Source organism: Streptococcus mitis (assembly GCF_003942795.1).
Classification (GTDB): domain Bacteria; phylum Bacillota; class Bacilli; order Lactobacillales; family Streptococcaceae; genus Streptococcus; species Streptococcus mitis_BJ.
Genome location: NZ_RJNY01000019.1, coordinates 1 through 22,566, shown reverse-complemented (window position 1 = coordinate 22,566; position 22,566 = coordinate 1). Strand labels below are relative to the sequence as shown.

Annotated in this window: 24 protein-coding genes, 1 pseudogene and 1 other annotated feature; of the genes and pseudogenes, 1 reads left to right on the top strand and 24 read right to left on the bottom strand. The window is 39.3% G+C overall.

The window, feature by feature from the left end:
* Nucleotides 1–5: 5 nt before the first annotated feature.
* The 23 genes from D8847_RS08380 to mecA all read right to left on the bottom strand — a co-directional run bounded on the left by D8847_RS08380 (nt 6) and on the right by mecA (nt 19,349).
* The gene (locus D8847_RS08380; RefSeq protein WP_000627865.1) at nt 6–248 is read right to left on the bottom strand and encodes a hypothetical protein; all 243 of its coding nucleotides are present in this window, start codon (nt 246–248) and stop codon (nt 6–8) included.
* Between the two features lie 20 nt (nt 249–268).
* Nucleotides 269–2,146, bottom strand: coding sequence for a VirD4-like conjugal transfer protein, CD1115 family (locus tag D8847_RS08375; protein ID WP_125841263.1), 1,878 nt, complete (start codon nt 2,144–2,146; stop codon nt 269–271).
* The gene (locus D8847_RS08370) at nt 2,146–2,634 is read right to left on the bottom strand and encodes a hypothetical protein (protein ID WP_000093682.1); all 489 of its coding nucleotides are present in this window, start codon (nt 2,632–2,634) and stop codon (nt 2,146–2,148) included. Before D8847_RS08370 ends, D8847_RS08375 begins: the two co-directional genes overlap by 1 nt.
* Nucleotides 2,624–2,923, bottom strand: a complete 300-nt coding sequence (locus D8847_RS08365) for a hypothetical protein (protein WP_000869753.1) — start codon at nt 2,921–2,923, stop codon at nt 2,624–2,626. The genes D8847_RS08370 and D8847_RS08365 overlap by 11 nt, the downstream gene beginning before the upstream one ends.
* 282 nt (nt 2,924–3,205) lie before the next feature.
* Nucleotides 3,206–4,042: a nucleotidyl transferase AbiEii/AbiGii toxin family protein gene (locus tag D8847_RS08360; protein WP_125841258.1), complete on the bottom strand. Its 837-nt coding sequence runs from the start codon at nt 4,040–4,042 to the stop codon at nt 3,206–3,208.
* Nucleotides 4,042–4,632 (bottom strand): type IV toxin-antitoxin system AbiEi family antitoxin domain-containing protein, encoded by a 591-nt coding sequence (locus D8847_RS08355; protein WP_125841257.1) that lies wholly within the window; start codon nt 4,630–4,632, stop codon nt 4,042–4,044. Before D8847_RS08355 ends, D8847_RS08360 begins: the two co-directional genes overlap by 1 nt.
* Nucleotides 4,633–4,761: 129 nt before the next feature.
* Nucleotides 4,762–5,349 (bottom strand): CPBP family intramembrane glutamic endopeptidase, encoded by a 588-nt coding sequence (locus D8847_RS08350; RefSeq protein ID WP_125841256.1) that lies wholly within the window; start codon nt 5,347–5,349, stop codon nt 4,762–4,764.
* Nucleotides 5,350–5,351: 2 nt separating this feature from the next.
* The gene (locus D8847_RS08345) at nt 5,352–5,585 is read right to left on the bottom strand and encodes a hypothetical protein (RefSeq protein ID WP_000840776.1); all 234 of its coding nucleotides are present in this window, start codon (nt 5,583–5,585) and stop codon (nt 5,352–5,354) included.
* 12 nt (nt 5,586–5,597) lie between these two features.
* Nucleotides 5,598–5,978: an arsenate reductase family protein gene (locus tag D8847_RS08340; protein WP_125841255.1), complete on the bottom strand. Its 381-nt coding sequence runs from the start codon at nt 5,976–5,978 to the stop codon at nt 5,598–5,600.
* Entirely contained in the window at nt 5,971–6,420 is a 450-nt protein-coding gene (locus D8847_RS08335) for a hypothetical protein (RefSeq protein ID WP_125841254.1), read from the bottom strand. Before D8847_RS08335 ends, D8847_RS08340 begins: the two co-directional genes overlap by 8 nt.
* Nucleotides 6,404–7,762: a DNA (cytosine-5-)-methyltransferase gene (gene dcm, locus D8847_RS08330; protein ID WP_024478359.1), complete on the bottom strand. Its 1,359-nt coding sequence runs from the start codon at nt 7,760–7,762 to the stop codon at nt 6,404–6,406. The genes D8847_RS08335 and dcm overlap by 17 nt, the downstream gene beginning before the upstream one ends.
* Before the next feature lie 99 nt (nt 7,763–7,861).
* A complete protein-coding gene (locus D8847_RS08325; RefSeq protein ID WP_125841253.1) occupies nt 7,862–8,641 on the bottom strand; it encodes a replication initiator protein A in 780 nt (259 codons plus the stop codon).
* Nucleotides 8,638–8,811, bottom strand: coding sequence for a hypothetical protein (locus D8847_RS08320; RefSeq protein WP_125841252.1), 174 nt, complete (start codon nt 8,809–8,811; stop codon nt 8,638–8,640). Before D8847_RS08320 ends, D8847_RS08325 begins: the two co-directional genes overlap by 4 nt.
* Before the next feature lie 201 nt (nt 8,812–9,012).
* Nucleotides 9,013–9,381: a 50S ribosomal protein L7/L12 gene (gene rplL, locus D8847_RS08315; protein WP_001196962.1), complete on the bottom strand. Its 369-nt coding sequence runs from the start codon at nt 9,379–9,381 to the stop codon at nt 9,013–9,015.
* Nucleotides 9,382–9,455: 74 nt separating this feature from the next.
* Nucleotides 9,456–9,956 (bottom strand): 50S ribosomal protein L10, encoded by a 501-nt coding sequence (rplJ, locus tag D8847_RS08310; protein ID WP_001287266.1) that lies wholly within the window; start codon nt 9,954–9,956, stop codon nt 9,456–9,458.
* 38 nt (nt 9,957–9,994) lie between these two features.
* Nucleotides 9,995–10,130: a sequence feature (ribosomal protein L10 leader region), on the bottom strand.
* A gap of 62 nt (nt 10,131–10,192) precedes the next feature.
* A complete protein-coding gene (locus D8847_RS08300; protein ID WP_125841251.1) occupies nt 10,193–11,452 on the bottom strand; it encodes a TRZ/ATZ family protein in 1,260 nt (419 codons plus the stop codon).
* Nucleotides 11,453–11,563: 111 nt separating this feature from the next.
* Nucleotides 11,564–13,321, bottom strand: a complete 1,758-nt coding sequence (locus tag D8847_RS08295; protein WP_125841250.1) for an ABC transporter ATP-binding protein — start codon at nt 13,319–13,321, stop codon at nt 11,564–11,566.
* The gene (locus D8847_RS08290; protein ID WP_125841249.1) at nt 13,278–15,047 is read right to left on the bottom strand and encodes an ABC transporter ATP-binding protein; all 1,770 of its coding nucleotides are present in this window, start codon (nt 15,045–15,047) and stop codon (nt 13,278–13,280) included. The genes D8847_RS08295 and D8847_RS08290 overlap by 44 nt, the downstream gene beginning before the upstream one ends.
* 59 nt (nt 15,048–15,106) lie before the next feature.
* On the bottom strand, nt 15,107–16,045 hold the full coding sequence (msrB, locus tag D8847_RS08285) for a peptide-methionine (R)-S-oxide reductase MsrB (RefSeq protein WP_084853424.1): 939 nt from the start codon (nt 16,043–16,045) through the stop codon (nt 15,107–15,109).
* Nucleotides 16,046–16,104: 59 nt separating this feature from the next.
* The gene (locus D8847_RS08280) at nt 16,105–16,227 is read right to left on the bottom strand and encodes a hypothetical protein (RefSeq protein ID WP_002875566.1); all 123 of its coding nucleotides are present in this window, start codon (nt 16,225–16,227) and stop codon (nt 16,105–16,107) included.
* Between the two features lie 75 nt (nt 16,228–16,302).
* Nucleotides 16,303–17,172, bottom strand: a complete 870-nt coding sequence (thrB, locus tag D8847_RS08275; RefSeq protein ID WP_084853423.1) for a homoserine kinase — start codon at nt 17,170–17,172, stop codon at nt 16,303–16,305.
* A 1-nt stretch (nt 17,173) separates the two neighbouring features.
* Nucleotides 17,174–18,460: a homoserine dehydrogenase gene (locus D8847_RS08270; protein ID WP_125841248.1), complete on the bottom strand. Its 1,287-nt coding sequence runs from the start codon at nt 18,458–18,460 to the stop codon at nt 17,174–17,176.
* 148 nt (nt 18,461–18,608) lie between these two features.
* The gene (gene mecA / locus D8847_RS08265; protein ID WP_125841262.1) at nt 18,609–19,349 is read right to left on the bottom strand and encodes an adaptor protein MecA; all 741 of its coding nucleotides are present in this window, start codon (nt 19,347–19,349) and stop codon (nt 18,609–18,611) included.
* A gap of 122 nt (nt 19,350–19,471) precedes the next feature.
* On the opposite strand from mecA, the gene D8847_RS08260 reads away from it, so the two are divergent.
* Entirely contained in the window at nt 19,472–20,950 is a 1,479-nt protein-coding gene (locus D8847_RS08260) for an oligosaccharide flippase family protein (protein ID WP_125841247.1), read from the top strand.
* Between the two features lie 45 nt (nt 20,951–20,995).
* On the opposite strand, the pseudogene D8847_RS08255 reads toward D8847_RS08260, so the two are convergent.
* Nucleotides 20,996–22,566, bottom strand: a pseudogene (locus D8847_RS08255) (MBL fold metallo-hydrolase); the annotation flags it as partial.

Sequence of the window (22,566 nt, the reverse complement as noted above, 5' to 3'; positions counted from 1 at the left end):
TCCTCCTAAATTGAAATCTGGGTTACAAAGGCTCCAGCAGCCCCGACCATAACACCACCGACAATTTCCAGAATGGCATTCCGAACACCTGGTCCACCATCTTTAATGTTGGTTGCAAGATTGACAATCCCCACAACAACGAGAAAGGCACCAACGGCAATCAATCCCTTCTGTAACAAAGACATAGCTTGTGCAAACATGGCACTAGCGTCTACTCCATAAACAAAACCTTTAAAATGCGTAATCATCTATTTCCTCTTTTCTATTTTTATTTTAAACTAGATTCAAAAGTTAAATCACGAATTCTAAGGCCTTCAAGATGATTTTCTTGTCTTTGATTTAAAGGATTGATTTGATAGTTCCACCACCGTTCATCGGTTTCTTGATTGGCTAGGTATTTCCAGTTTGGATGCTTAGTGGAATTGTACTTTTTGCTTTTAAAGACAGGTATATTGGCAATTCGAACCAAGCATTCATGCCGTTTCATATTTCCGACTTCATCAGGTGTCATTAAATCACGAGCAATCTTTTGATGAGAAAGGGATCCTGAACCTGTCTGGCCAAAGGAACGACTAGTATTTCGAACATCAATGGTTTGTTTACCGAGTAAACCACTCATAAATTTAAAGGTATCTTCATCATTACCACCTAAGTAGACTAAGCTATCACAGTTCCCAAGAATGGTTTTCCAAGCTTCTTTTTCTTTATAGAGCCCTTGAAGTTGGGCAATATTTTGAAGAATAGGAACGAGACTCATGTTCCGAGAACGGACTGTTGAGGTTTGTTCAGCAAAATCTGGAATTTCTCCGATATTTGGGAACTCATCTAAGTAAAATCTCACATGAAGAGGCAATTGCCCCTTAAAATCAATATCTGCTTGTCTTGTCAGGGTTTGAAATACGGTTGAAAAAAAGAGGGCTGAAAGAAAGCGAAAGGTACTATCGTTATCTGGGATAACTAAGTAAACCATTGATTTTTCCTTGCCCCATGTCTTCATATCAAGGGTATCTCTTTTGGTCAAATCCATGACACTTTGAATATTGAAGAGGGCAAATTTAGCAGTGGTTACAGCTATAACAGAATCCAGGGTCTTATCCTTATAATTTTGAAAATCTGCCCAATTTCGCATGGTAAAATTTTCAGTCCCATACTTTTTAGCATAATTTTCAAATAAAATTTCTAAGACACTTTTTTCTTGGTTTTCACCCTTGGATAAGTGTTTAATGAGTTTTGAGATTTCAGCAAAACTTGGATAACGCCCTCGTTTTTTTCGCTCTTCCACTTCTTTTTTTTGACGTTTCAACAAGTTTTGATATTCCTTTTGACTTAAACGACTTTCTTCTATGAGCTGTTCTCTTGTTTTAGGTGGGTTATAGAAATCGACCAAGTAGGAGGCTAAAGCTCGTACCAAAGTCATAGAAGCTTCATCCCAAAATGGATCACTACGAGAGCCAGAGCCTTTTGTGTTATTGAAATAAACCGTCAGCATGCGATTCAAATCGTTTTCTGTCTCTATATAGCGAAAAGGATTAAAGCCATCTGAGTTCTTCATATTGACTAAATCTAACACCTTTACTTGGTAGCCATGTTCTAAAAAGAGTTTGCCTGTTTTTTCGGCCAAGTGATCTTTAGGATCCACTACAATATTAGAACTATTCATCTGAATCAGATTGGGTTTCACAAAGCGAAAGGTCTTCCCACTTCCTGAACCTCCGATCACCGCAATATTCTTATTTCTATCATATTGGGGTGGTTTTTTATCTAATAATGTCAAACGAACATCTTGTGCTAAAATCGTATCATGAGAAAATTCCTTACCGTAAAAGAGCTTCTTTTCTTTTAGAGTTCCAAAACGGGCGCTCCCGTATTCTACCCCTTCTCGGTATTGTTTTTTACCAGTCTCTAGATAGAGATAAACCAGCAACATCATCACAAAGCCTAGTAGAAAAAAAGCACTTGATTTTCCAGTAAAAGAAACATTCCATGGCGACTGAAGAACTTGATCTTGACCTTCCATCAGAAGATGAGTCCATTTATCTAAAGTATTTCCAGTATAGGAATCATACAAAAGCGTCAAACGATGAAAAAGATAGCCTAGTAAGATACCTAACAGTGAGAATAGTAGGAATTTCTTTCCACTGTACATCATCTCACCATCTCTTTCTGTTTGACGGCTCCTTCTTGTCTAAAGGTAATTTGGGATTTAGCCTCATCAATTGCATCGTCTAATGACTTATCCATGGTAAAATCAGCTAATTTCTCCGGATCATTAACCATTTTTTCTAACAGATGGTCTAAATGATTGTCTAGAATCGAACGGTCTTTCGTGTAGAAATGCAGAGAATCCCCTTGCCAAGCGATGGCTAAAGGAATCTCTTCTTTTTCTAAAAAATCTTTAAATTTCTCTATATCAATTGGTTTGTCTAAAAAATCTTTTTTCAGATTAATCGTATCAATCGAATAAGGAGATTGTAGCAATTCTTCTAATTTCTGCACCCCTATCTTATAGGCGGAATCCTGTGCTAAAGCCTGACGTCTAGACCATTCTAGAATCTTTAAGAGACTTTTTACAGTAAATAAAAGACTACGCTCTGCATATTGAACTGCCATTCGTTCCTGTTGTTCAGAGGACATCCGAGGCCTCCTTCTTCACAAATAGCAGCTTTCCTTCTTTATAACGATAAGCTATCAATTTCTGACGTTGCTTAATCGATTTGACAACCTGCAGTAAATCTCTCGAATAAGGTTCTCGAAGAGTAACTTCTACTGCTTTCCCATCAAAGATACCAACACGTTTAAATTCAATGTAGTCTTTTTTGAGATGTCCTAAGCCCATACCAAAAGGAAAGTGATGAATCAATTGGATGGTACAACCACCTTTATTTCCCATTTGTTTCAAATCATACAAGTTTACTACCTTCATGATTAACTCCTTTATCTAGTTTGTCGCATCGTTTAAGTCTGGTAACGATAAACTCCGTGTCTGTTAGAAAATTCTCACACACGTCTTGTGCCAGTTGCCCTTCACAGGGAAATACTCTCAGTCCCTACTTACACAGGCACGCTAATCAAGACGGAGTGGATTCAATTTTCAAAGAACAGGTAGCTTTATTATAGATAAGAGTAGTTGAAATTTTTATCACATTTTTGGAGTTATTGGAATAAAAAAAGCAACTCACTGCTTTACTAATGAGTTACTTTTGTACTAAAATATTTGTTGCATAATTTCCCTAATAACCTGAACAGAGTTATCAAATGAGATATCTTTAGCATACTTAAATTGGCGTTGATAACGAATCCATAGCTCTTTCTGATAATCAGAAATTTCAATTCCTCTCACTTGTTCTTCCCAATTATCAATAGTATCTTTACTTTTACGTTTTTCTGCCGTATTTTCAAGTGCATTTTTTAATACTTCAAGATTAATCTCTTCTTTTCTAAGTTTATACAAAGTGAAAAGATCATATCGATCACGTGGGCGTGTCGAAGCTAATCCCCTACTAATGATCGTTTCTAACTTTTCAGCAAGTACAGTCTCTAGATTATATGTCCATATCTTGATGCTTTCATTAGTAAAGATAGAAGTCATTGAATAAGTAATTTCTCTTGGTGTGATCTTATCACCAGTAGTAATATCAATAAAAACAACCTCCTTTAATGTATCAAAAGTTGCATTTAATTTTAATGAAAATCCTCCATATTCATCATCTTGGCGAATAGGTTCTAGCTTATCTACTGAAAATGAAAATCCATCAGTTTTAGAACAAAGAATCTCTTCAAAGATATGAATCAAATTTTCTCTGCTCATTTCGGTTCCCTTCAGAGTGACATCTAAATCCATTGTGGTTCGCTTATCTAGTCCAATCATTTGACCTATTAGATACCCTCCTTTTACAATGAAGGAATCTCTGTAAGAACTAGTAGAAATCATCTTTAACACTTGCTCAATTAAATAATGTTGTTGTACTTGTTGAGCTGGAATTTCCTTATCTTTTGAAATATTTTTGATTTTTGCTTTAAAGCTATTCGCATTTGAAAACATTAAGATAGCACCTCCGTATAAGATTGTAACTTATCAGTTACTTTAAATAGATGGGCATAATAAAATAATTTGTGTAAATTAATTTGATTTTGTTGAAAATATTTTTTAAACGCTGGTGCAATAATTTGAAGATCCACCTGATGAACTGGTCTTAGACATTCAACCAAAACTCGTTCAATTTCATAAACTTTAATAAATTGACCAGGAAGACGCTCTATTTCAACAATTCCTTCACTATAGTGAGAGCGTAAGATAATAGGACATATATCTGCTTCCTTAATGTTTTTGGTATTCGTACCATAAGGAAAACTCATCGTCATGTTAAAAGGGATAGTCAAAGATAAACCATGTNACCAAAGTGCTGTCTCCAAAGAAAAGATTCCCTTTGGAAATCGATACTGAAGGACAAACCACTCATCTAAATAAATATCAGGTAAGCGATATAATCCTTTTTCTTCAGCATCGATTTTTCCTTCTGTAACCATTTTTAATAAGGTTTTGTAGTGTAAATTTTCATCTATTACTTGTTTAAAAGTTAAAAAACCATACTGATTGAAAGAGTTCATCAGTTTCTCTCTTTTATCAACCATATCATTCTCCTTTATTAGAAACAAAATGCTAACACCTTCTATATATGTTAGCATTTTATTTCTTTAAAATCAATTCATTTAGTTTTTTTATTTCAAAATTAATCCATACGTAAGACAGACCAGCTATTATTAAAGAAAAAATAAGACATAGACTGATAGGTTCCACACCAAATGTAGCCCCATACTGCCCCATAAGTCCGATTTGTAGCGCACAAGCCCTAAAAACATCCCAAGTGAAACATACAAACACCAAGCTAAAATGGTTCCTGGATGATGAGCTAAGGCAAATAAAATACTTGTCAAAGCAACTCTAATATCTAATTTACTGACTAAGTTCCATAAAATTTCTCGATACAGAAATTCTTCAACCATACTCGCATTGATTAAAAACAATAAAAATGAAAACCAAGGAACTTGATGTTGAAGGCCAATTAAGTTTGCTTGATTCGTGCTTCCTTGAGCATGAATCAGACTAAAACATAGACTTATAATCAGTAGGCTAACGAATCCAATACCAATCCACTTTATACTAATTTTCATATTGACCTTGGCCACTTGTTTTCGTTGACCATACATCCATAAAAAAGAAATGAGCGATGCACAATAGAGAATCTGTAGTATAGTTAACTCACCGATACAAAGCAATTTCAGTAAGTATAGAGATACCAATAAGACATTTACTTGTTGGAATATATACACTGGAATTATTCTTTTCATAGTTACCTCCGAAATAAATCTTCATAATCTAAATCTAATACCTGCACAATCCTTTCTACCCATGGACTTTGAGGCATTCGTTGTTCCATCTTATAGTGGCGAATCTTTTGATACAAACGATTCAATTCACTTGGATAGTGAAACTCTCCCGCAAACATTTTTCTGGTTAACTCAATCCAGCTGATATTCCTTTCAGCCAAAATAATGGACAAGTTCTCCCAAAATCGTTCAGCCATATTGCTTCTCCTTTAGTTAGATAAATAATGTGTTTGTTCCATGTAAATCAATTGTTTCGTATCTCTTGGCAATAGAGCTCTAGCCTCTTCCAAATTCAGATTTGGATAAACTCTCTTATTTGAAACTGCAAGAGGAAGTCTGATGCTTAGTTCAGGATTTTTTAATATCATTTCAATGAAATCCGATAATCTTAAATTGTCACGGTTCTTAAATCGTAATAAATTGGGAGATAAAAACTCAAAACAATCTGAAGAATAGCTCATCATCTCAATTAATTTGTCCTTTGTCATTTCAGAAATAGAATGAGGAGTGACCTCTATGCCATACTTTTGAAAGAAATCCAAAAGAAGTTGATTTCTATGACAATTTTTACTTAGATAGAGATCAATCATGGGAGACCTCCCAAAGATTCGGTTCCATTTGATATTCTGAGACGATTAAGGAATCTAATAAATTTGAGAAGTTAATCGGTTTCTTTTCTTCATCAGAAGCTTTTACAGTTACTTGGGTTGTAAGTATTCCCTCTTTTCCCTCGGCTCGATAGCCTTGTCCATATAAAATAAAAACGAGATTTTGATGATCATCTACAAAGGCATCAACCCCATTCTTTATGTCTTGACTTTCAAGGAATTCCATAACGTTTTGAAGATAGGACTCGTAAAATAGTGGGTAGTTGTGTTTTTTATGGTAATCATCTAAAAATGTTACTTCAAACTCACATGGATAATTGGGTATCAAAAATAATTGTTCATCCAGCTGTTTGATTTCTGCATCATGTAATTCTGTTTCTAATTCATCACAATCTAGTATTGATTCTTTATTTAATGCTTTCATCTTTTTCCTCTATTTCTTTTAATTTCTTTGCGATTGCGGCAATCACAGGAACGGTTACACTATTACCAGCTTGTTTATAGAGCTGACTATTACTAGAGACTTTTCTAGCAGCTTCAAAAGCCCAATCAGGAAAGCCCTGCAAGCGAAAACACTCTTTAGGAGTGATTCGTCGTATCCTCAGACGGTAAAATTGTCCATCTATTAATACACCGGCTACATGATAAACTTGTTTATCTTCTCCTTCATAACTAGCAACTACTACTCCCATTTGTCCACTAGTTGTTAACGTATTCGCTATACCTTTTCCAACTCTACCACGACGATACTGAGAACTTGGTCTTTCCAAATTGATTGAATCTCCTATTTCTGCTTGAGCGTATCCTTTTTTCGTTGCTTCCCGTACTTTTAGAAATTGGATTGGTTCTGGAATTAGTATTTTGGGAATTTTATCTCCACCTTGCATTGTAGTCAGTGTTGGAGATAACCCCTCACTTCCATAAACTCGACCAGTTTCCTTAAAGCTAGTTGGTAAATCTCCAACAACGACAATACCATGGCGATCTTGAGTATTTAAAGTAAACATCGCCTCTTGGTTTTCCTTAAAGCGTCTACCATTTTGTCTCTTGTCTAATCTATCTGGTGTAATGCAAGGAATCGCAATCTTAAATCCTTCTCCTTTTCCACGAACTAAGGTTGGCGCAAGACCTTCTGAATAATAGACTTTACCGCTCATTCCACTTTTTGATGGATTCAAATTCCCTAATGTTTTTAAAATCTCAGAGTTAGTTGCTTGACCTTCTCGTCTGAAAGGAAATAAGAGTCTGGTACTTTTCTTTCTAGAATGTCCGATAATAAACACCCTCTCTCTGTTTTGGGGAACGCCAAAATCCTTACTGTTAAGCACCTGCCACTCAACATCAAACCCCAACTCATCAAGTGTGGTAAGGATTGTTGTGAACGTCCGTCCCTTATCGTGATTGAGTAGGCCTTTAACATTTTCAAGAAAAAGAAAACGTGGTTGGATTTGTTTGGCCGCCCGAGCAATTTCAAAGAACAAAGTTCCTCTAGTATCTTCAAATCCCAATCGTCTTCCTGCGATTGAAAATGCTTGACAAGGGAATCCCCCACAGATGATATCGACTTTCCCTCTAAGTTTTTTAAATTCGTCATCTGAAACATCTCGTATGTCATGAAATTCAATTTCTCCTTCCGTTTGAAAAATGGACTTATAAGATTCTCTAGCAAATTTATCAATCTCACAAAATCCAATACACTCGTGTCCAACACTTTCCATTCCAAGCCGAAATCCACCTATACCTGAAAATAAATCAATAAATCTCATTTCTTTATCCCCCCTTTCTGATCGACTATCAATATCCAAAGAGTCATACCGCTTGAAATTAAAATGAGCATAACTAATATCCACTCGATTGGCGACATTTTAACCACCTCCTTTTCTAACACGGTTATTCCAAACAGAATACAAGCCGTTAAACACAAATTCAGCCAAAACTTCCGCTCGTCTAACAAAGCGAACATTGTCAAGAGCATACTGATAGATTCTCTCAAAATCAGTCATAGCAATTTCACTGGCTGTTTCAGAAAAACCTTCTCGTCTAAATTGATCTTGTACCAATCCCCAAATATAATCTCGATCATATTTTGTGACCTTTTCGACTTTTCTTCTCAAAATAGATTGAGAATCTCTTTCTTCCTCATCCTCAATAAATAAAGATTCAGTCTCACTATATTTAGTCTCACTAACTTCAGTCTCACTAGGGGCTGAATAAGAGACGGGGGCCGTTTCATTTTTATCCTGCCCTAGTCTTTTCTTAACACTAGGCCTGTTCGAACTAGCTACTGGGGTAGAAGACAACTCCCCTAAATAAATCTTATTAGCTAGTCTTCCTTTTTCACTTGAAGACTGTTGAACTTCATCAATTAAGTCATATTCTTTAAGAGTTTTTTTGATGGACAATAATTTGGACTTCGAACAACCTAACAGCCTCATCAGTTTAGAATTAGAAAATACTAAATAGACTGCTCCTTCTTCATCTATCCAACCACGACTGAGAGATAATTCTAAACGATCTTTTAAAATAGAATAAGCCACCTTTACTTCTAGTTTCATATCCATATATTTCTCATCCTCAAAAAGAATTTTAGATAATTTGTAATACCGTTCTGAAGTTTGGTATTGATTTGCGGTGATTCGTTTCATTGCGCGCCTCCAAATTCTTTGAGTATTAAATCTCCACTTGATTCCAATCGAACCAAGCCACTTTTTTCTAATTCAGCCATAAGAGATATGGCTTCAACAATGTCAATTCCCATTTCACGTACTAAAAATGAAATGACAATATAGCGTGATGATTGTAATTCTTTTGTCATTTTCCCTCCAGAAAATAAAAAAAGGAGAACAATATACAACTGTTCTCCAAAATAATTTTATTAAAAAGAAAAACCCTGCCAAATTAATTTTTGGTAGGGTTTTTGGTAGGAAACTAAATTTATTTATCAGTTTCTAAAATGTGTTCACGATTCTAAAAGGCTGATACTATAGTATTCCGAATTCTAATTGGTATATGCCTCTTATTTAAGAGTAACTGAAGCACCAGCTTCTTCCAATTTAGCTTTGATTTCTTCAGCTTCTGCAGTTGGAACGCCTTCTTTGATGACGCCTGGTGCACCATCAACAAGTTCTTTAGCTTCTTTAAGTCCAAGACCAGTGATTTCACGTACAGCTTTGATAACGCCAACTTTTTTGTCACCAGCAGCTGTCAATTCAACGTCAAATGAATCTTTAGCAGCACCAGCGTCAGCAGCACCAGCTGCAGCTACAGCTACAGGAGCAGCTGCAGTTACACCAAATTCTTCTTCGATAGCTTTTACAAGGTCGTTCAATTCAAGGATTGAAGCTTCTTTAATTTCAGCAATAATGTTTTCAATGTTCAATGCCATTGTTATTTCCTCCAAATAAGTTTTTAATTTTATAATCGTTTTTCCGTAGCTAGGCTACGCTGCGTAGCTTAAGATTAAGCTGCGTCTTCTTTGTTGTCTGCAACCGCTTTGACTGCAAGAGCAACGTTGCGCACTGGCGCTTGAAGTACAGAAAGGAGCATAGAAAGAAGTCCTTCGCGGTTTGGAAGAGTTGCAAGAGCAACGATTTCTTCTTTAGATGCGACAGCGCCTTCAATTGCACCACCTTTGATTTCAAGTGCTTCAGCGTTTTTAGCAAAGTCGTTCAAGATTTTCGCTGGTGCGATAACATCTTCATTAGAAAATGCTACGGCAGATGGTCCAACAAATACTGATGCAAGATCTTCAAGACCAGCTTTTTCAGCTGCACGACGCAAGATTGAGTTTTTAATAACTTTATACTCAACTTCGCTTCCACGAAGCTCACGACGAAGAACTGTATCTTGATCAACTGTCAAACCACGAGCGTCTACAACGACGATAGATGCAGCAGCTTTCATTTTTTCAGCTACTACGTCAACTAGTTCCGCTTTTTTAGCAATAATTGCTTCACTCATTAGTGTGTTCACCTCCGTAATTATTTTGCTTGGGGAATTTTTTCAAAAGAAAAACGCGCCCAAACCTAGACACGAAAGTACAATACGCTTCTTTTTACATGATACGTTTTGTCCTCGGTAGGATCTTTATGAGTCGAGCTCCCCTACTGTCTTAGGCAGTTTTGTCAAACCGTATATAAGTATAGCATATGCAAAAAAAGAATGCAAGATTTTTGCAAACTTTTTTTGAAATTTTTTTAAATCTCGACTGTCAAAACTTTGCCTTGCTTAACCACCTGTTCTCCAGCGATATAAACATCATCAACATCACTGGCTTTGACTGCATAAACTAGGTGAGAGAGCATATTTTCCTGAGGTTGGAGATGGATTTTTCCTTGAGGATTAATGACCAGAAAATCTGCCTGCTTACCAACTTCCAGACTTCCTATCTGATCTTCCATCCCAAGAACCTTAGCACCTTCGATTGTCAGTGCCTTAAGGGCTGTTTCGATAGGGAATTGACTGGCATCTCCACTTTTCATCTTTTGAAGAAGGGCTGCGGTCCGTCCTTCCTCAAACATATCTAGATTGTTGTTGGAAGCAACGGAATCAGTCGCAATTCCCACAGCAACTCCTGCTTTTTGGAGTTGGATGATTGGAGCGATTCCTGAGGCCAGTTTTAGATTACTGATAGGATTGTGGGCGATAGCCACTTGAGAGGTTGCCAAACGTTCAATTTCTCGTTCGTTTAGCTCGACCCCATGAGCAAAAACAGACGGATGATCTAAGTAACCCAGTTCTTCTAGAAAGGCGAGGGGGCGTTTGCCATAGCGTTTCAGGATAATTCCTGATTCCTCCTTGGTCTCCGCCACATGGATATGGATAGAAATGTCCAGCTCTTTTGCCATATCTAAGCTCGCTTCCAGCAAGTCTCTACTACAGCTATACGGAGAATGTGGAGCTGCCATAACCTTGAAATTTGGATTTTCATATCCTAAAATTTCCTCTATGATGGCTCGTGTTCTGCTTATGGTCTCAGCTGTTGTTTCAGCTTCTGAAGAAAAGAGGGTCGGTGAGAAATAACAACGCATCTTGGAAGCCTTAACTGCCTGATAAATTCTCTCAATATCCACACCATTGGGATTATACATATCGTTGAAGGTTGTTGTTCCTGACTGGAGCATTTCTGTCAGAGCCTCTTTGACTGCCTTGGTAGTCATATCGGGAGTAAACTCAGCTTCTGCTGGCCAGATATAGTCATTAAGCCATTCATGGAGATTGCTGTCATCCCGAATCCCTCTCAAACCTGTCATAGCAGAATGGGTGTGACAATTGACCAAACCAGGCATGATCCAGGCTCCCTGATAGTCTATAATCTGCTCAGCTTGCTCTAAAATCTCAGGCTCCTCTTGACCGACATAGACGATTTGAGAGTCCTTAACGGCTAAGACACCATCCAAATAAACATGGAAATCTTTGTCACAAGTCACGATATTTACATGCTGATAGACTTTCATTATAGGTTCCTTTTCTATAAGACAATTTACAGTGAACAATTTTTCTAGCTATTGTAACAAAAAAGTCACCCGAAGGCAACTTTTTTCCATAATATTTCAAAATAGAAAGAGTTATTCAGAGCTAAAAGCTGCTGCTTTTTGCATTTGGTAATACTTGCCCTTTCTAACCATGAGCTCTTGATGATTTCCATGCTCCACGATATCGCCATCCACCAAGACAAGAATCAAATCCGCATCCTGAATAGTTGACAAACGGTGAGCAATGATAAAGCTTGTACGTCCCTTCATGAGTTTAGCAAAGGCATCCTGTACTAGCACTTCTGTCCGTGTATCGATGGAGGAAGTCGCTTCGTCTAAGATAAGAATCTTTGGTATAGCTAGAAAGACTCGGGCGATGGTCAAGAGCTGGGCTTGACCGACAGATAGTGATTCTCCTGCATTTTCCAACTTAGTATCGTATCCCTGTGGCAACTGTTGGATGAAAAAGTCTGCATTGGCTGCATTGGCTGCTTTGGCAGCAGCAATCACCTGCTCCCGACTGGCTTCAGGATTTCCAAAGGCAATATTGTCATGAATGGTTCCTTGCTTGAGCCAGGTTTCTTGGAGCACCATGCCAAACTGCTGTCTCAATGATGCTCGGGTATAATCGTAAATAGAACGACCGTCTAACAAGATATCTCCCGAGTTAATAGGATAAAAACGCATGAGGAGATTGATGAGAGTTGACTTACCAGCACCTGTTGGACCAACGATGGCTACCTTGCTACCAGCTGGGATATCGATAGACAAATCCTTAATCAAGATCCTTTCAGGATTGTATCCAAAAGAAACATGCTTAAAGGAAATGGCGCCCTTGACTTGGTCACTGGTCAAGACTTCTTTACCTGTTTCAGCAACCTCAGGACTTTCTAATACAGCATAGACGCGCTCTGCACAAGCGAGAGCACTTTGCAACTCGGCTAGAACAGAAGAAATATCGTTAAAGGGCTTAGTATACTGCTGAACATAGTTCAAAAAGGTCACTAAACGACCGATGGTCAAGGTGGACCCCATCATGATACGATAGGCTCCCACTCCAGCTAAAAGCGCATAAATCAGCGCATTGACAAAGCGAGTTGAAGGATTGACCGTTGATGAATAAAAGATAGCTGACTGAGAATAACCTGCGTAGTTGCCATTAGCCTCGTGCAGTCTTCGAATAAACTCTGTCTGAGCATTAAAGGACTGGATAATGGTCTGCTGGCTAAGCGATTCTTCAATCAACTGAGTCTGAATCCCCCTGGTCTCTGTTTGCTTCTGGAAGAGATGATAGGACCGTTTGGCAATAAAGCGTGAAATCACCATAGATAATGGCGTCAACAGCAAGACCAAGAGGGTCATGAGAAGGTGAATTTGGAGCATGGCTAGAATACTAACCAAAATCATCAAAACACCAATGAAAAATTGATTGAAAATCATGGTCAAGCCGGCTGCCAGCTGTTCTATGTCTGTGGTCACACGACTAACCATCTCTCCACTGCCTTGTCGATCCACAAAAGCAATCGGTAACCGATGGAGTTTATGGATGATTCGCTCTCGTAAATCTCTGGTATAAGAGAAAATTAGACGATTATAGAGGAGAGGATTGGCCCATTGTACCAGAGTATTTCCTATTACCACCAAGAGCATCTGGAGAAAAATCTGCCAAAAAACTGGTGAAGAACCAGCCACCAGGACTTGATCAATGACCTGCCCAATCAAGATAGGTAGATAAATTGATAAGGCAACCTGGGCAATCGTTCCTAGAAAGGCTAGGAAAAGGAGGAAGGGATGGCTTGCTAAATCCTTAGCCAAACGTTTGAGCGTCTGGTTTGCAGTTTGTCGTCTCATGCTCGGCCTCCTTTCCATGTTGGGATGCATTGATTTCGCGATATACTGGGCTAGTTTTCATCAAGTCATCGTGCTTGCCGATAGCTAGTAACTCACCTTTTTCCAAAAGGAGAATCTGGTCAGCCATCTGTAAAGTTGAGGTTCGTTGAGAAATCAAGATTAAGCTCGTGTCTGGCAAATTTTCTCGGATAGCTTTCAAGAGCTTGGACTCTGTGATGGTGTCGAGGGCCGAAGTTGCATCATCTAGGATGAGAAATTGAGCTTGGCGCAAGACTGCTCGGGCGATAGACAGACGTTGTTTTTGCCCACCTGAAAAATTTCGGCCTCCTGCTTCAACTAGGGCATCCAAAAGTCCTTCCTTTTCACTGACAAAATCCTTAGCTTGCGCAATTTCCAAGACCTGCCATAGTTGCTGGTCAGATACTTCTTGATTGAAGCCTAGAGTCAAGTTGGAACGAATAGTTCCCTTAAAAAGTTCGACTTTTTGAGGCACATAGGCAATCCAAGACCTCCACTGCTCCAAATTAAGAGGACTACGTCCATCTCGATAAAGGTCAATGCTCCCCTTGTCTACTGGATAAAGTCCAAGTAAGACTTGCACCAAGCTTGATTTACCAGAACCAGTACCTCCGATGATACCAAGGATTTGCCCCTGCTTCATATCAAAGGAAATGTCTCTCAGAGAAGGCTGAGCCGCATCAGGATAGGTAAAGGTCAATTCTTGAACTTGTAAAACCCGATCACTGGTAGCTTGCTTTTGTTCTAACTCCGAATGGATATCTTCAGGAGTCTCAGCAAAGACTTCCTCGATTCGCTTGGCTGAGATATAGGATTGGTTGAGAGAATTAATCAGCATGGCGAGCTTAACCAATTCCACTAAAATCTGCAAGAGGTAGTTGATAAGAGCAATCAGGGCACCTTGACTGAGTAAACCACCTTGAATTAAAATGTAGCCCTGCCAGATGATGACGAGAAGAGTTCCATTAACAATCAGATAGGTCAAGGGGGGTAATAAAGTAGCCCAGAAACCCGTCTTTTCTTGCAAACTGGCATAGACTTGGTTAAGGGTTTGAAAAATCTGTAACTCTCGTTTTTCCTGACCAAAAGCACGAATAACTCGCATGCCTTGTAATTGCTGGCGCGTTTCCTGAACCAGCTGATCCGTTTTCTTTCTGAGACTGCTGTAGAGAGGATTGACCAGTCGAGAGAGACCGACAATGACAATCGTCAAAATGACAACCATAACTAAGAACCAGAAAGTCAGCTCAGCCGAGATGCGATAGGCCATAAAAATGGCTCCAAAAACGATAATAGGCGCTCTCAAAAAGAGGCGCAGGAATTGATTAATCCCAGTCTGAATCTGGTAGGTATCCGAAGCCAAGCGGGTCACCAAGCTAGAAGTTGTCAAACGGTCTCTGCTGTCCTTAGGTAAAGAAAGAATATGACGATAGAGGTCGTTCGTCAATTCCTTGGCAAAACCTACCGCTGCCTTTGCTGAATAAAATTGAGCAATCAAGGCTACTAAAACGCCAATCACTGCAAAGATAAGGAGCAGGCCAATCTGCATCCAGAGATGCCCTTGATCTCTCTGGGGCAAGGACTGGTCAACAATCCCTGCAATCACCATGGGAACCAAGAGCTCAAAAACAGCTTCTAGTAGCTTAAACAAGGGTGCCAAAATGGATTCCTTGATATAGGATTTGAAGTAAGATAGTAAGTGTTTCATAAATCCCTTCTATTCATATTCTAGAAATGAAGAAAGTGGGAAGCCCCACCCTCTCAGTTTTATTTGTTTAAGCAAGGTAATAGATAGCCATATCCTGCTTTCTCCATCTCATCCTTGGCTACAAAGCGTAAGGAAGCAGAATTAATACAGTAACGGAGGCCACCTAACTCCTGAGGTCCATCTGTGAAAACATGACCCAAGTGAGCATTGCCTGAGCGAGAACGAACCTCGATTCGCTCCATTCCATGGCTCAGGTCCTTGTAATAGTGAATCAACTCCTTAGAAATCGGACGACTAAAACTTGGCCAACCACAACCTGAGGCAAACTTATCCTTAGCAAAAAAGAGTGGCTCCCCTGTCGTGATGTCTACATAAATCCCCTCTTCAAAAGTTTGGTCATAAGCATTGGTAAATGGCGCCTCTGTAGCAGCTTCTTGCGTAACACGGTAAGACTCTTCAGTTAAACTTTCCTTTAACACCTCTTGACTAGGCTTTTCATAGTTAGATGCGTCAATCAATGGCTTCTCAGCATCGGTCACATCGATATGACAATAACCTGAAGGATTTTTCTTGAGATAGTCTTGGTGGTAGTCTTCAGCCAAAATGTAGTGGCGAAGTTTCTCCACCTCTACTGCAATCTTTCGACCCAGCATACGCTCCTGCTCCTGCACAACTGTGTAGATGGCTGGCAAGTCTGCTTCATCTTGGTAATAGATACCTGTACGATATTGGCGACCACGGTCATTCCCCTGCTGGTTAATAGACAAGGGATCAATAACACGGAAATAATAGAGCAAAATCTCTCTGAGTGACACAGCTTTCTCATCATAAATCACTTGAACAGTCTCTGCATGGTCTGTTTCCTTGAGTAGCTGGTAATTGGTCGTTTCGACTTGGCCATTAGCGTAGCCAACACTGGTTGCTAATACGCCTGAAATTCGTGAAAAATACTCCTCTAGGCCCCAAAAACAACCACCTGCTAGATAAATTTCTGCCATCTTCTTTCTCCTTTATCAAGTTTTTAACTAATAATCTTCGAAAATCTCTTCAAAGCACGTCAGCTTACATCTGCAACCTCAAAACAGTATTTTGAGCTGACTTCGTCAGTTTCATCTACAACTTCAAAACCATGTTTTGAGCAACCTGCGGCTAGCTTCCTAGTTTGCTCTTTGATTTTCATTGAGTATAGACTTCTTTTCAAAAAAAGGACAGGAAGCCCTCTAGTCGAGACTTTCCCCATCCTATCTACTATTCTTTACTTTGTTTCGACACGAACACCTTGCGTATCAACCTTCAAATCATGAAGTTTGCCTTTGAAAGGCTGCTTTTGCAATTCTGCCTTAATCGTTGGCATCTTGTCATGAGAAGCCAAAACCATAACTGTCGGCCCAGCACCAGAGAGGTAGGTTGCATAGGCACCATTCTCTTTAGCTACTTGCTTAATCGTCGCAAATTCACGGACCAAACTTTGACGATAGCGCTCGTGGAAGAGGTCCCCCTCGATTGCTTGACCAGCTGTCACCATATCTCCTGCTAACAAGGCTGCAACCGCCACATTGGCGATAGAACTAGCCGCAACTGCTTCCTTATAAGACAATTTCTTAGGCAAGACACCACGACTGTCACGAGTACGCAATTCATAGTTAGGAATATAAGCTAAAAAATCACATTCTGGGAAGTCAGCCACGACAGCAGAGACTTGCCCTTCAACGGAACTTGCAATAACGAGATTACCATAAATGGCTGGAGCCACATTGTCAGGATGCCCTTCAATCTTGGTCGCCAGCTGCAATTTGTTGTGGTCAGATAAGTTGAGCTTTCCTAATTGGTTGGCTAGTTCAATCCCAGCTACAATAACCGAGCTAGAAGAACCCAAACCACGCGCCAAGGGAACATCACTGGTCATTTTCAAACGTCTCGGTTGCAAGTCAGGCGCAATTTGCAAGGCAATCTTAAGCAAGAGATTACGCTCGTCATGGGGAATCCATTTACCAATCTGGTGTTCAATCAACCACTCATCCCGTTCTTCACAGACCTCAATTTGAAGATACTTGGTTACAGCTACACCAACCGAATCAAAACCTGGCCCGATATTGGCACTGGTTGCAGGTACAATAATCTTCATCCTATTCTCCTAACACCTTGAAGGTATTCAAGAGGTCAAATTCTGAAGCTTTGGCCAACTCAGCTGAAACATTCTCAAGTTGTGCTTTATTAATCTTATGAGTGATAATCACTACACGCGCCTTGTCACCCTCTTTGCCATCTTGTAGGATTTGCTTGAAGGAAATATCTTGAGCATTAAAGATTTCAGCCAATTTCAAGACCTGACCTTTTGAGTCTGGAGCCAAGATTGAGAAGTAGTAATTAGCTTTGACATCTTCTGGATTTGCCAAGACTAGGTCACGGCTATATTCGTTGAAGTCTTTACCAATGGTACCATCATTCAAGCGACGAACGATACGGACAATATCTGCTACAACACTTGTTGCAGTTGGTTTTTGACCCGCACCTGGTCCGTAGTACATAGACTCACCGATGCCGATAGACTCCACAAAGACTGCGTTCATTACCCCATTCACACTGGCAAGTGGGTGCGCTTTAGGTAGGAAGGTTGGAGTTACTTCTGCAGCAATTCCTGAAGGAGTTTCCTCGATAGAACCAACCAATTTCACTACATAGCCCAGGTCTTGAGCTACAGCTACGTCTTCTGGTGTGATGTTACGGATTCCCTTGTGGGCTACATCGTCAAAGGCAACCTTCATACCAAAAGCAAACTGGCTCAAAATCACCATCTTGTAGGCTGCGTCAATCCCATCGACGTCATTTGTCGGGTCGCTTTCTGCAAATCCTTGTCTTTGAGCTTCAGCCAGAGCATCATCATAAGACCAGCCTTCTTCCACCATCTTGGTCATCATAAAGTTAGAAGTTCCGTTAACGACACCAAGAACGCGCGTGATTTTATCAGAAGCCAATGAATTTTCCAAGGTACGAAGAATTGGAATCCCACCAGCTACTGCTGCTTCGTAGTAAAGTGCTACATTATGATTTTTAGCGATTTCTAACAATTCTGCACCATGGACAGCCAAAAGGTCCTTGTTAGCAGTAACAACGTGTTTCCCAGCTTCTAAGGCACGAGTGATAAAGGTCTTAGCTGGTTCGATACGCCCCATCAATTCCACTACGATAGTAATGTCCTTGTCTGATAAAATATCGTCTACATTGGTTACAAAGTTAAAGTCATTTCCTGCCGCAAGCAAGCGATTCTTTTCATCTTCATCCTTGACCAATACCTTGGCCACTTCAATCTCCGAATGAGCTGACTGAACGATTTTTTCTCCATTTTCCTTTAGGAGGAATGGCACACCACTTGCAACGGTACCAAATCCAAGTAAAGCAATTTTAACTGTCATGTTTGTCTCCTAGAAATTTTCTGATATAGCCATTATAACAGAATTTTGCGAAAATTCCTAATATAGTAAATCACTATTTCAGTCTGGTAAAGAAAAAACGAATCCCATGATTCGTCTTTCCCGATAAATGAAAATTGATTTCTAAAAACTATGAATGAATTTTTTGAAGACCGAGAACTGCATCGTGATTGATCAAGATTTGCCCATACTCTTGCAAGACTGAACGACTGATGTCACTGTCGTCTGCAAACTCACGCATACGGGCTAACAGCCAGGATGGGTAAGGACTAGGATGATTTGCCACATCAACCAAGATTGTCAAATAGTAGTGTCCATTCATCTTATAGAGTTCAGATGTTTCCATCTGGTAGTTAACCGTCTTTGCAAAAGCAACTAAGTCAGCAAGGCTTGCAAAACGCAGGATATAGTAGATATAAGGTTCCTTCTTATTCTCCGTCTCCTTTTCTGTTTGCTCTTGCTCTTCTTCCTTTGCTTCGACCTGCTCTAGAGATTGGATAGCTTTAATATCGTCTTTGGTCTTGTCTGCAATGCTCTTTTCCAAGGTTTTGAGAAATTCATCCGGCGACATTTGGGCTAATTCTTCCATGTCGGGTAGATCCGCTAAATCTTCAAAATCCAGATTCTGGTCAATCTTGGACTTGGTCACAAAGACGTCGACCTTATCAGGTTTTGGCGTCACACGGAAACTTAGCATGCCACTGTCCAAGAAATTGTCTGGCATCTCTAACTCATCTAAAATAGCATAGAAAAACTCTTCGGTTTTTTCCTGAGGAACGAGAAAGTCTGCAATCTCCATTCCCCGATCCATCAAATCATCTAAAGTCATCGTGATTTTCAGTGTTGTATCACTAATTTGTTTCATCTTCATATCTAGTAACCTCATACTTTCAGTCTATCTATTATACTAGATTTTTACGATTTTATCAAAAGAATGAAGCGAGAATGTGATATAATACTAGATATGATTTTAGATTTAAGAAAGAAAGTTCAATGAAAAATATAAAAGTAAATGCCTTGGCCAGCTTGCTGGTCAATATTCTCAATATCGTTTTTCCACTGATAACCAACCCTTATCTGACGCGGATTCTCAGCAAATCCAACTACGGTTATTTCAATACAGCCAATACCTGGGCAAGTTTCGTTATTCCACTAGCTGCCTTTGGCATCTACAACTACGGGATTCGAGCTATTAGTAAGGTCAAGGATGACAAGAATAAAATCAACTATGTTTTCTCTAAGTTGTTTTATATCTCAGTTTTCACTTCTCTCCTGACGACTGGTATCTACTTCCTCTTCATCTTCTTTGACACCAGCATTGAGAACCTGAAAGTCCTCTACTACATTCTAGGGGCCCAGGCTCTCTTCCAATTCCTCAATATCGAATGGATGAACGAGGCTTATGAAAACTATGCCTTCATCCTCTACAAAACGTTAATTATTCGAATTACCATGCTGGTTGCTATCTTCGCCTTTGTTAAAACGGCAGATGATATCGTTCCTTATGCTATCGTTATGACAGCGACCACTATCCTCAACTACCTGCTCAGTTTTCTTTGGATTAAGAGAGAAGTTTCTTTTGTTAAGATCGGTTTCGTCGAACTTGCTAAAGCTTCTAAACCACTCTTTACTATGCTTCTCTTAGCAAACGCAAATATGCTTTACACCTTGCTAGATAGAATGTTTATCACTAAGGGACCGGATGAAAACTACATTTCTTATTATACAATTGCCTATAGTATCGTCATGTTGATTGCCAGTGTCTTGAGTGGAGCTATCAACGTCAGTATTCCGCGCCTTGGCTACTATCTCGGTAAAAAAGATTACAAGTCCTATAATTATCTCGTGAATCAAGCGGCATCCTTATTCTATTTCCTTATGGTTCCAACTAGTATCGGGATTATGATATTAGGACGGTACGCAACTGTTATTTATTCTTCTGAAAAATATCTTGAAGCGGGTATCGTAACTAGCGTCTTCGCTTTTCGTACCATCATTTGGGCTATTGAATTGATTCTTGGTAAACAGATTATCTTTATCAATGACCATGAAAATCGTTTAACTGCCTTCTACTTCCTCGGTGGTGGCGCCAATATACTATTAAATAGCATCTTGTATTTCAATAATATTTTTGCACCTGAGTATTACATCGCTACGACCATTATCGCAGAAACTATCGTCGTTTTACTTGAAATTCATTTTATCAAGAAACATCAACTGATTAGTTTAAAAGAAATTTTTATAACCTTAACACGTTATAGCCTCATATCCCTTGGTTTTATCCCAATCTTCTATATTTTCAAAATGATTTTCCAAATCAATTCCTACACAGTAAACTTCAATATGATTCTCATGGTTCTTTCTACCGTAGCAACTTGTGGTATCTATTACCTCTTGGCCCTCTTTATCGCCAAAGACAAAACACTCCACTATGCACTGAACCTTGTACTTGCTAAATTAAAACGAAATTAAAAAATCCCCTACTGATAAATTAGTTGCCAGTAGGGGATTTCTTCTTTATTCTTTTTCCTTCTTTTCAGAAGCGTTGGCTTCTAGGTTTGAATCTTGTTTAGGTTGTTCAACAATAGAGGAATTAGATTCTTGTTTCTGTTCTGGCTTAACTGCCTCGCTATTTACAGCAGCAACAGCCTGTTTCCAGATACCTTCTTCGTTTACTTTATAACCATCAGGTGTCGTTGCGTTCTTCAATAAAGAACCATCAGCTTGGAAATAGTACCAATTACCATCAAGCTGTTTCCAACCCGTTTGCATAGCTCCTGATTCATCAAAGTAATAATGATCACCATTTACTTTATGAAGGCCAATCAACATGATGCCATCTTCAGGATTTAGATAATACCAGACGCCTTTGTCTTTTATCCAACCAGTTTTCATGGCTCCATTTGATTCAAAGTAACGGTAATGATTATCAAACCATTTCCATCCAGTTTGCATGGCTCCAGATTTGCTAAAGTAATATTGCTTACCATCTACTTGATGGAGGCCAACTAACATAACGCCTTCCTTACCTTCAAGATAATACCAGGCATCACCATCTTTTAACCAACCAGTTTGAAGTGCGCCCGACGTAGCGTAATAATGCCAAGAATCATTTGACCACTGCCATCCAACTTGCATAGTACCTGCAGAGCTGAAGAAATAGTTCTTACCGTCAATTTCTTTAGAGCCTACAGCCATGATACCTGTTTCTGGATCCAAATAATACCATGATTCATTATCTTTCAACCAACCAGTTTTCATAACTCCAGAACTTGCAAAATAGTTCCAGTGACCATCAATCAAGGCCCAGCCTGTTTGCATGGCACCACTAGCATTCAAATAGTAACGGACACCATTGATATCCTGGCTTCCAGTTAACATGATGCCATCTTTATCCAGATAATACCATGTTTCCTGATCCTTGATCCAACCAGTTTTCATAGCTCCAGAACTTGCAAAATAGTTCCAGTGACCATCAACAAAGGCCCAGCCTGTTTGCATGGCACCACTAGCATTCAAATAGTAACGAACACCATTGATATCTTGTCTGCCAGTTAACATGATGCCATCTTTATCCAGATAATACCATGTTTCCTGATCCTTGACCCAGCCAGTTTTCATAGCTCCAGAACTTGCAAAATAGTTCCAGTGACCATCAACAAAGGTCCAGCCAGTTTGCATGACACCTTCTTGATTAAAGTAGTACGTGCTTCCATTAATATTCTTTTTACCGACAGTCTTTAGCCCATCCTCATCATAGAAATACCAATCTGAATCAATCTTTTGCCAAGTTGAAGGCTTACCTGCTGCTTGGAGTGCACCACTTTCGCTAAAGAACATCTTCTTGCCATTATAGACTTGATGTCCTGTTAGCATCTTCCCATCTGCCGCAAATAGATACTTTTTCCCTCCAATTTCAGAGAGCTCGCTAAATCGTCTAGCACCATTTGATTGGATATAATACCAAGAGTCATCTAGTTTGAACCAACCACCAGTTTGCATTTTACCATTTTGGTTCAGATAGTAATCATTCCCTTTGGCATTTTCTCCCCAGTCGTCGTTAAGATGAAGCCAGCGACCTGCTTGCA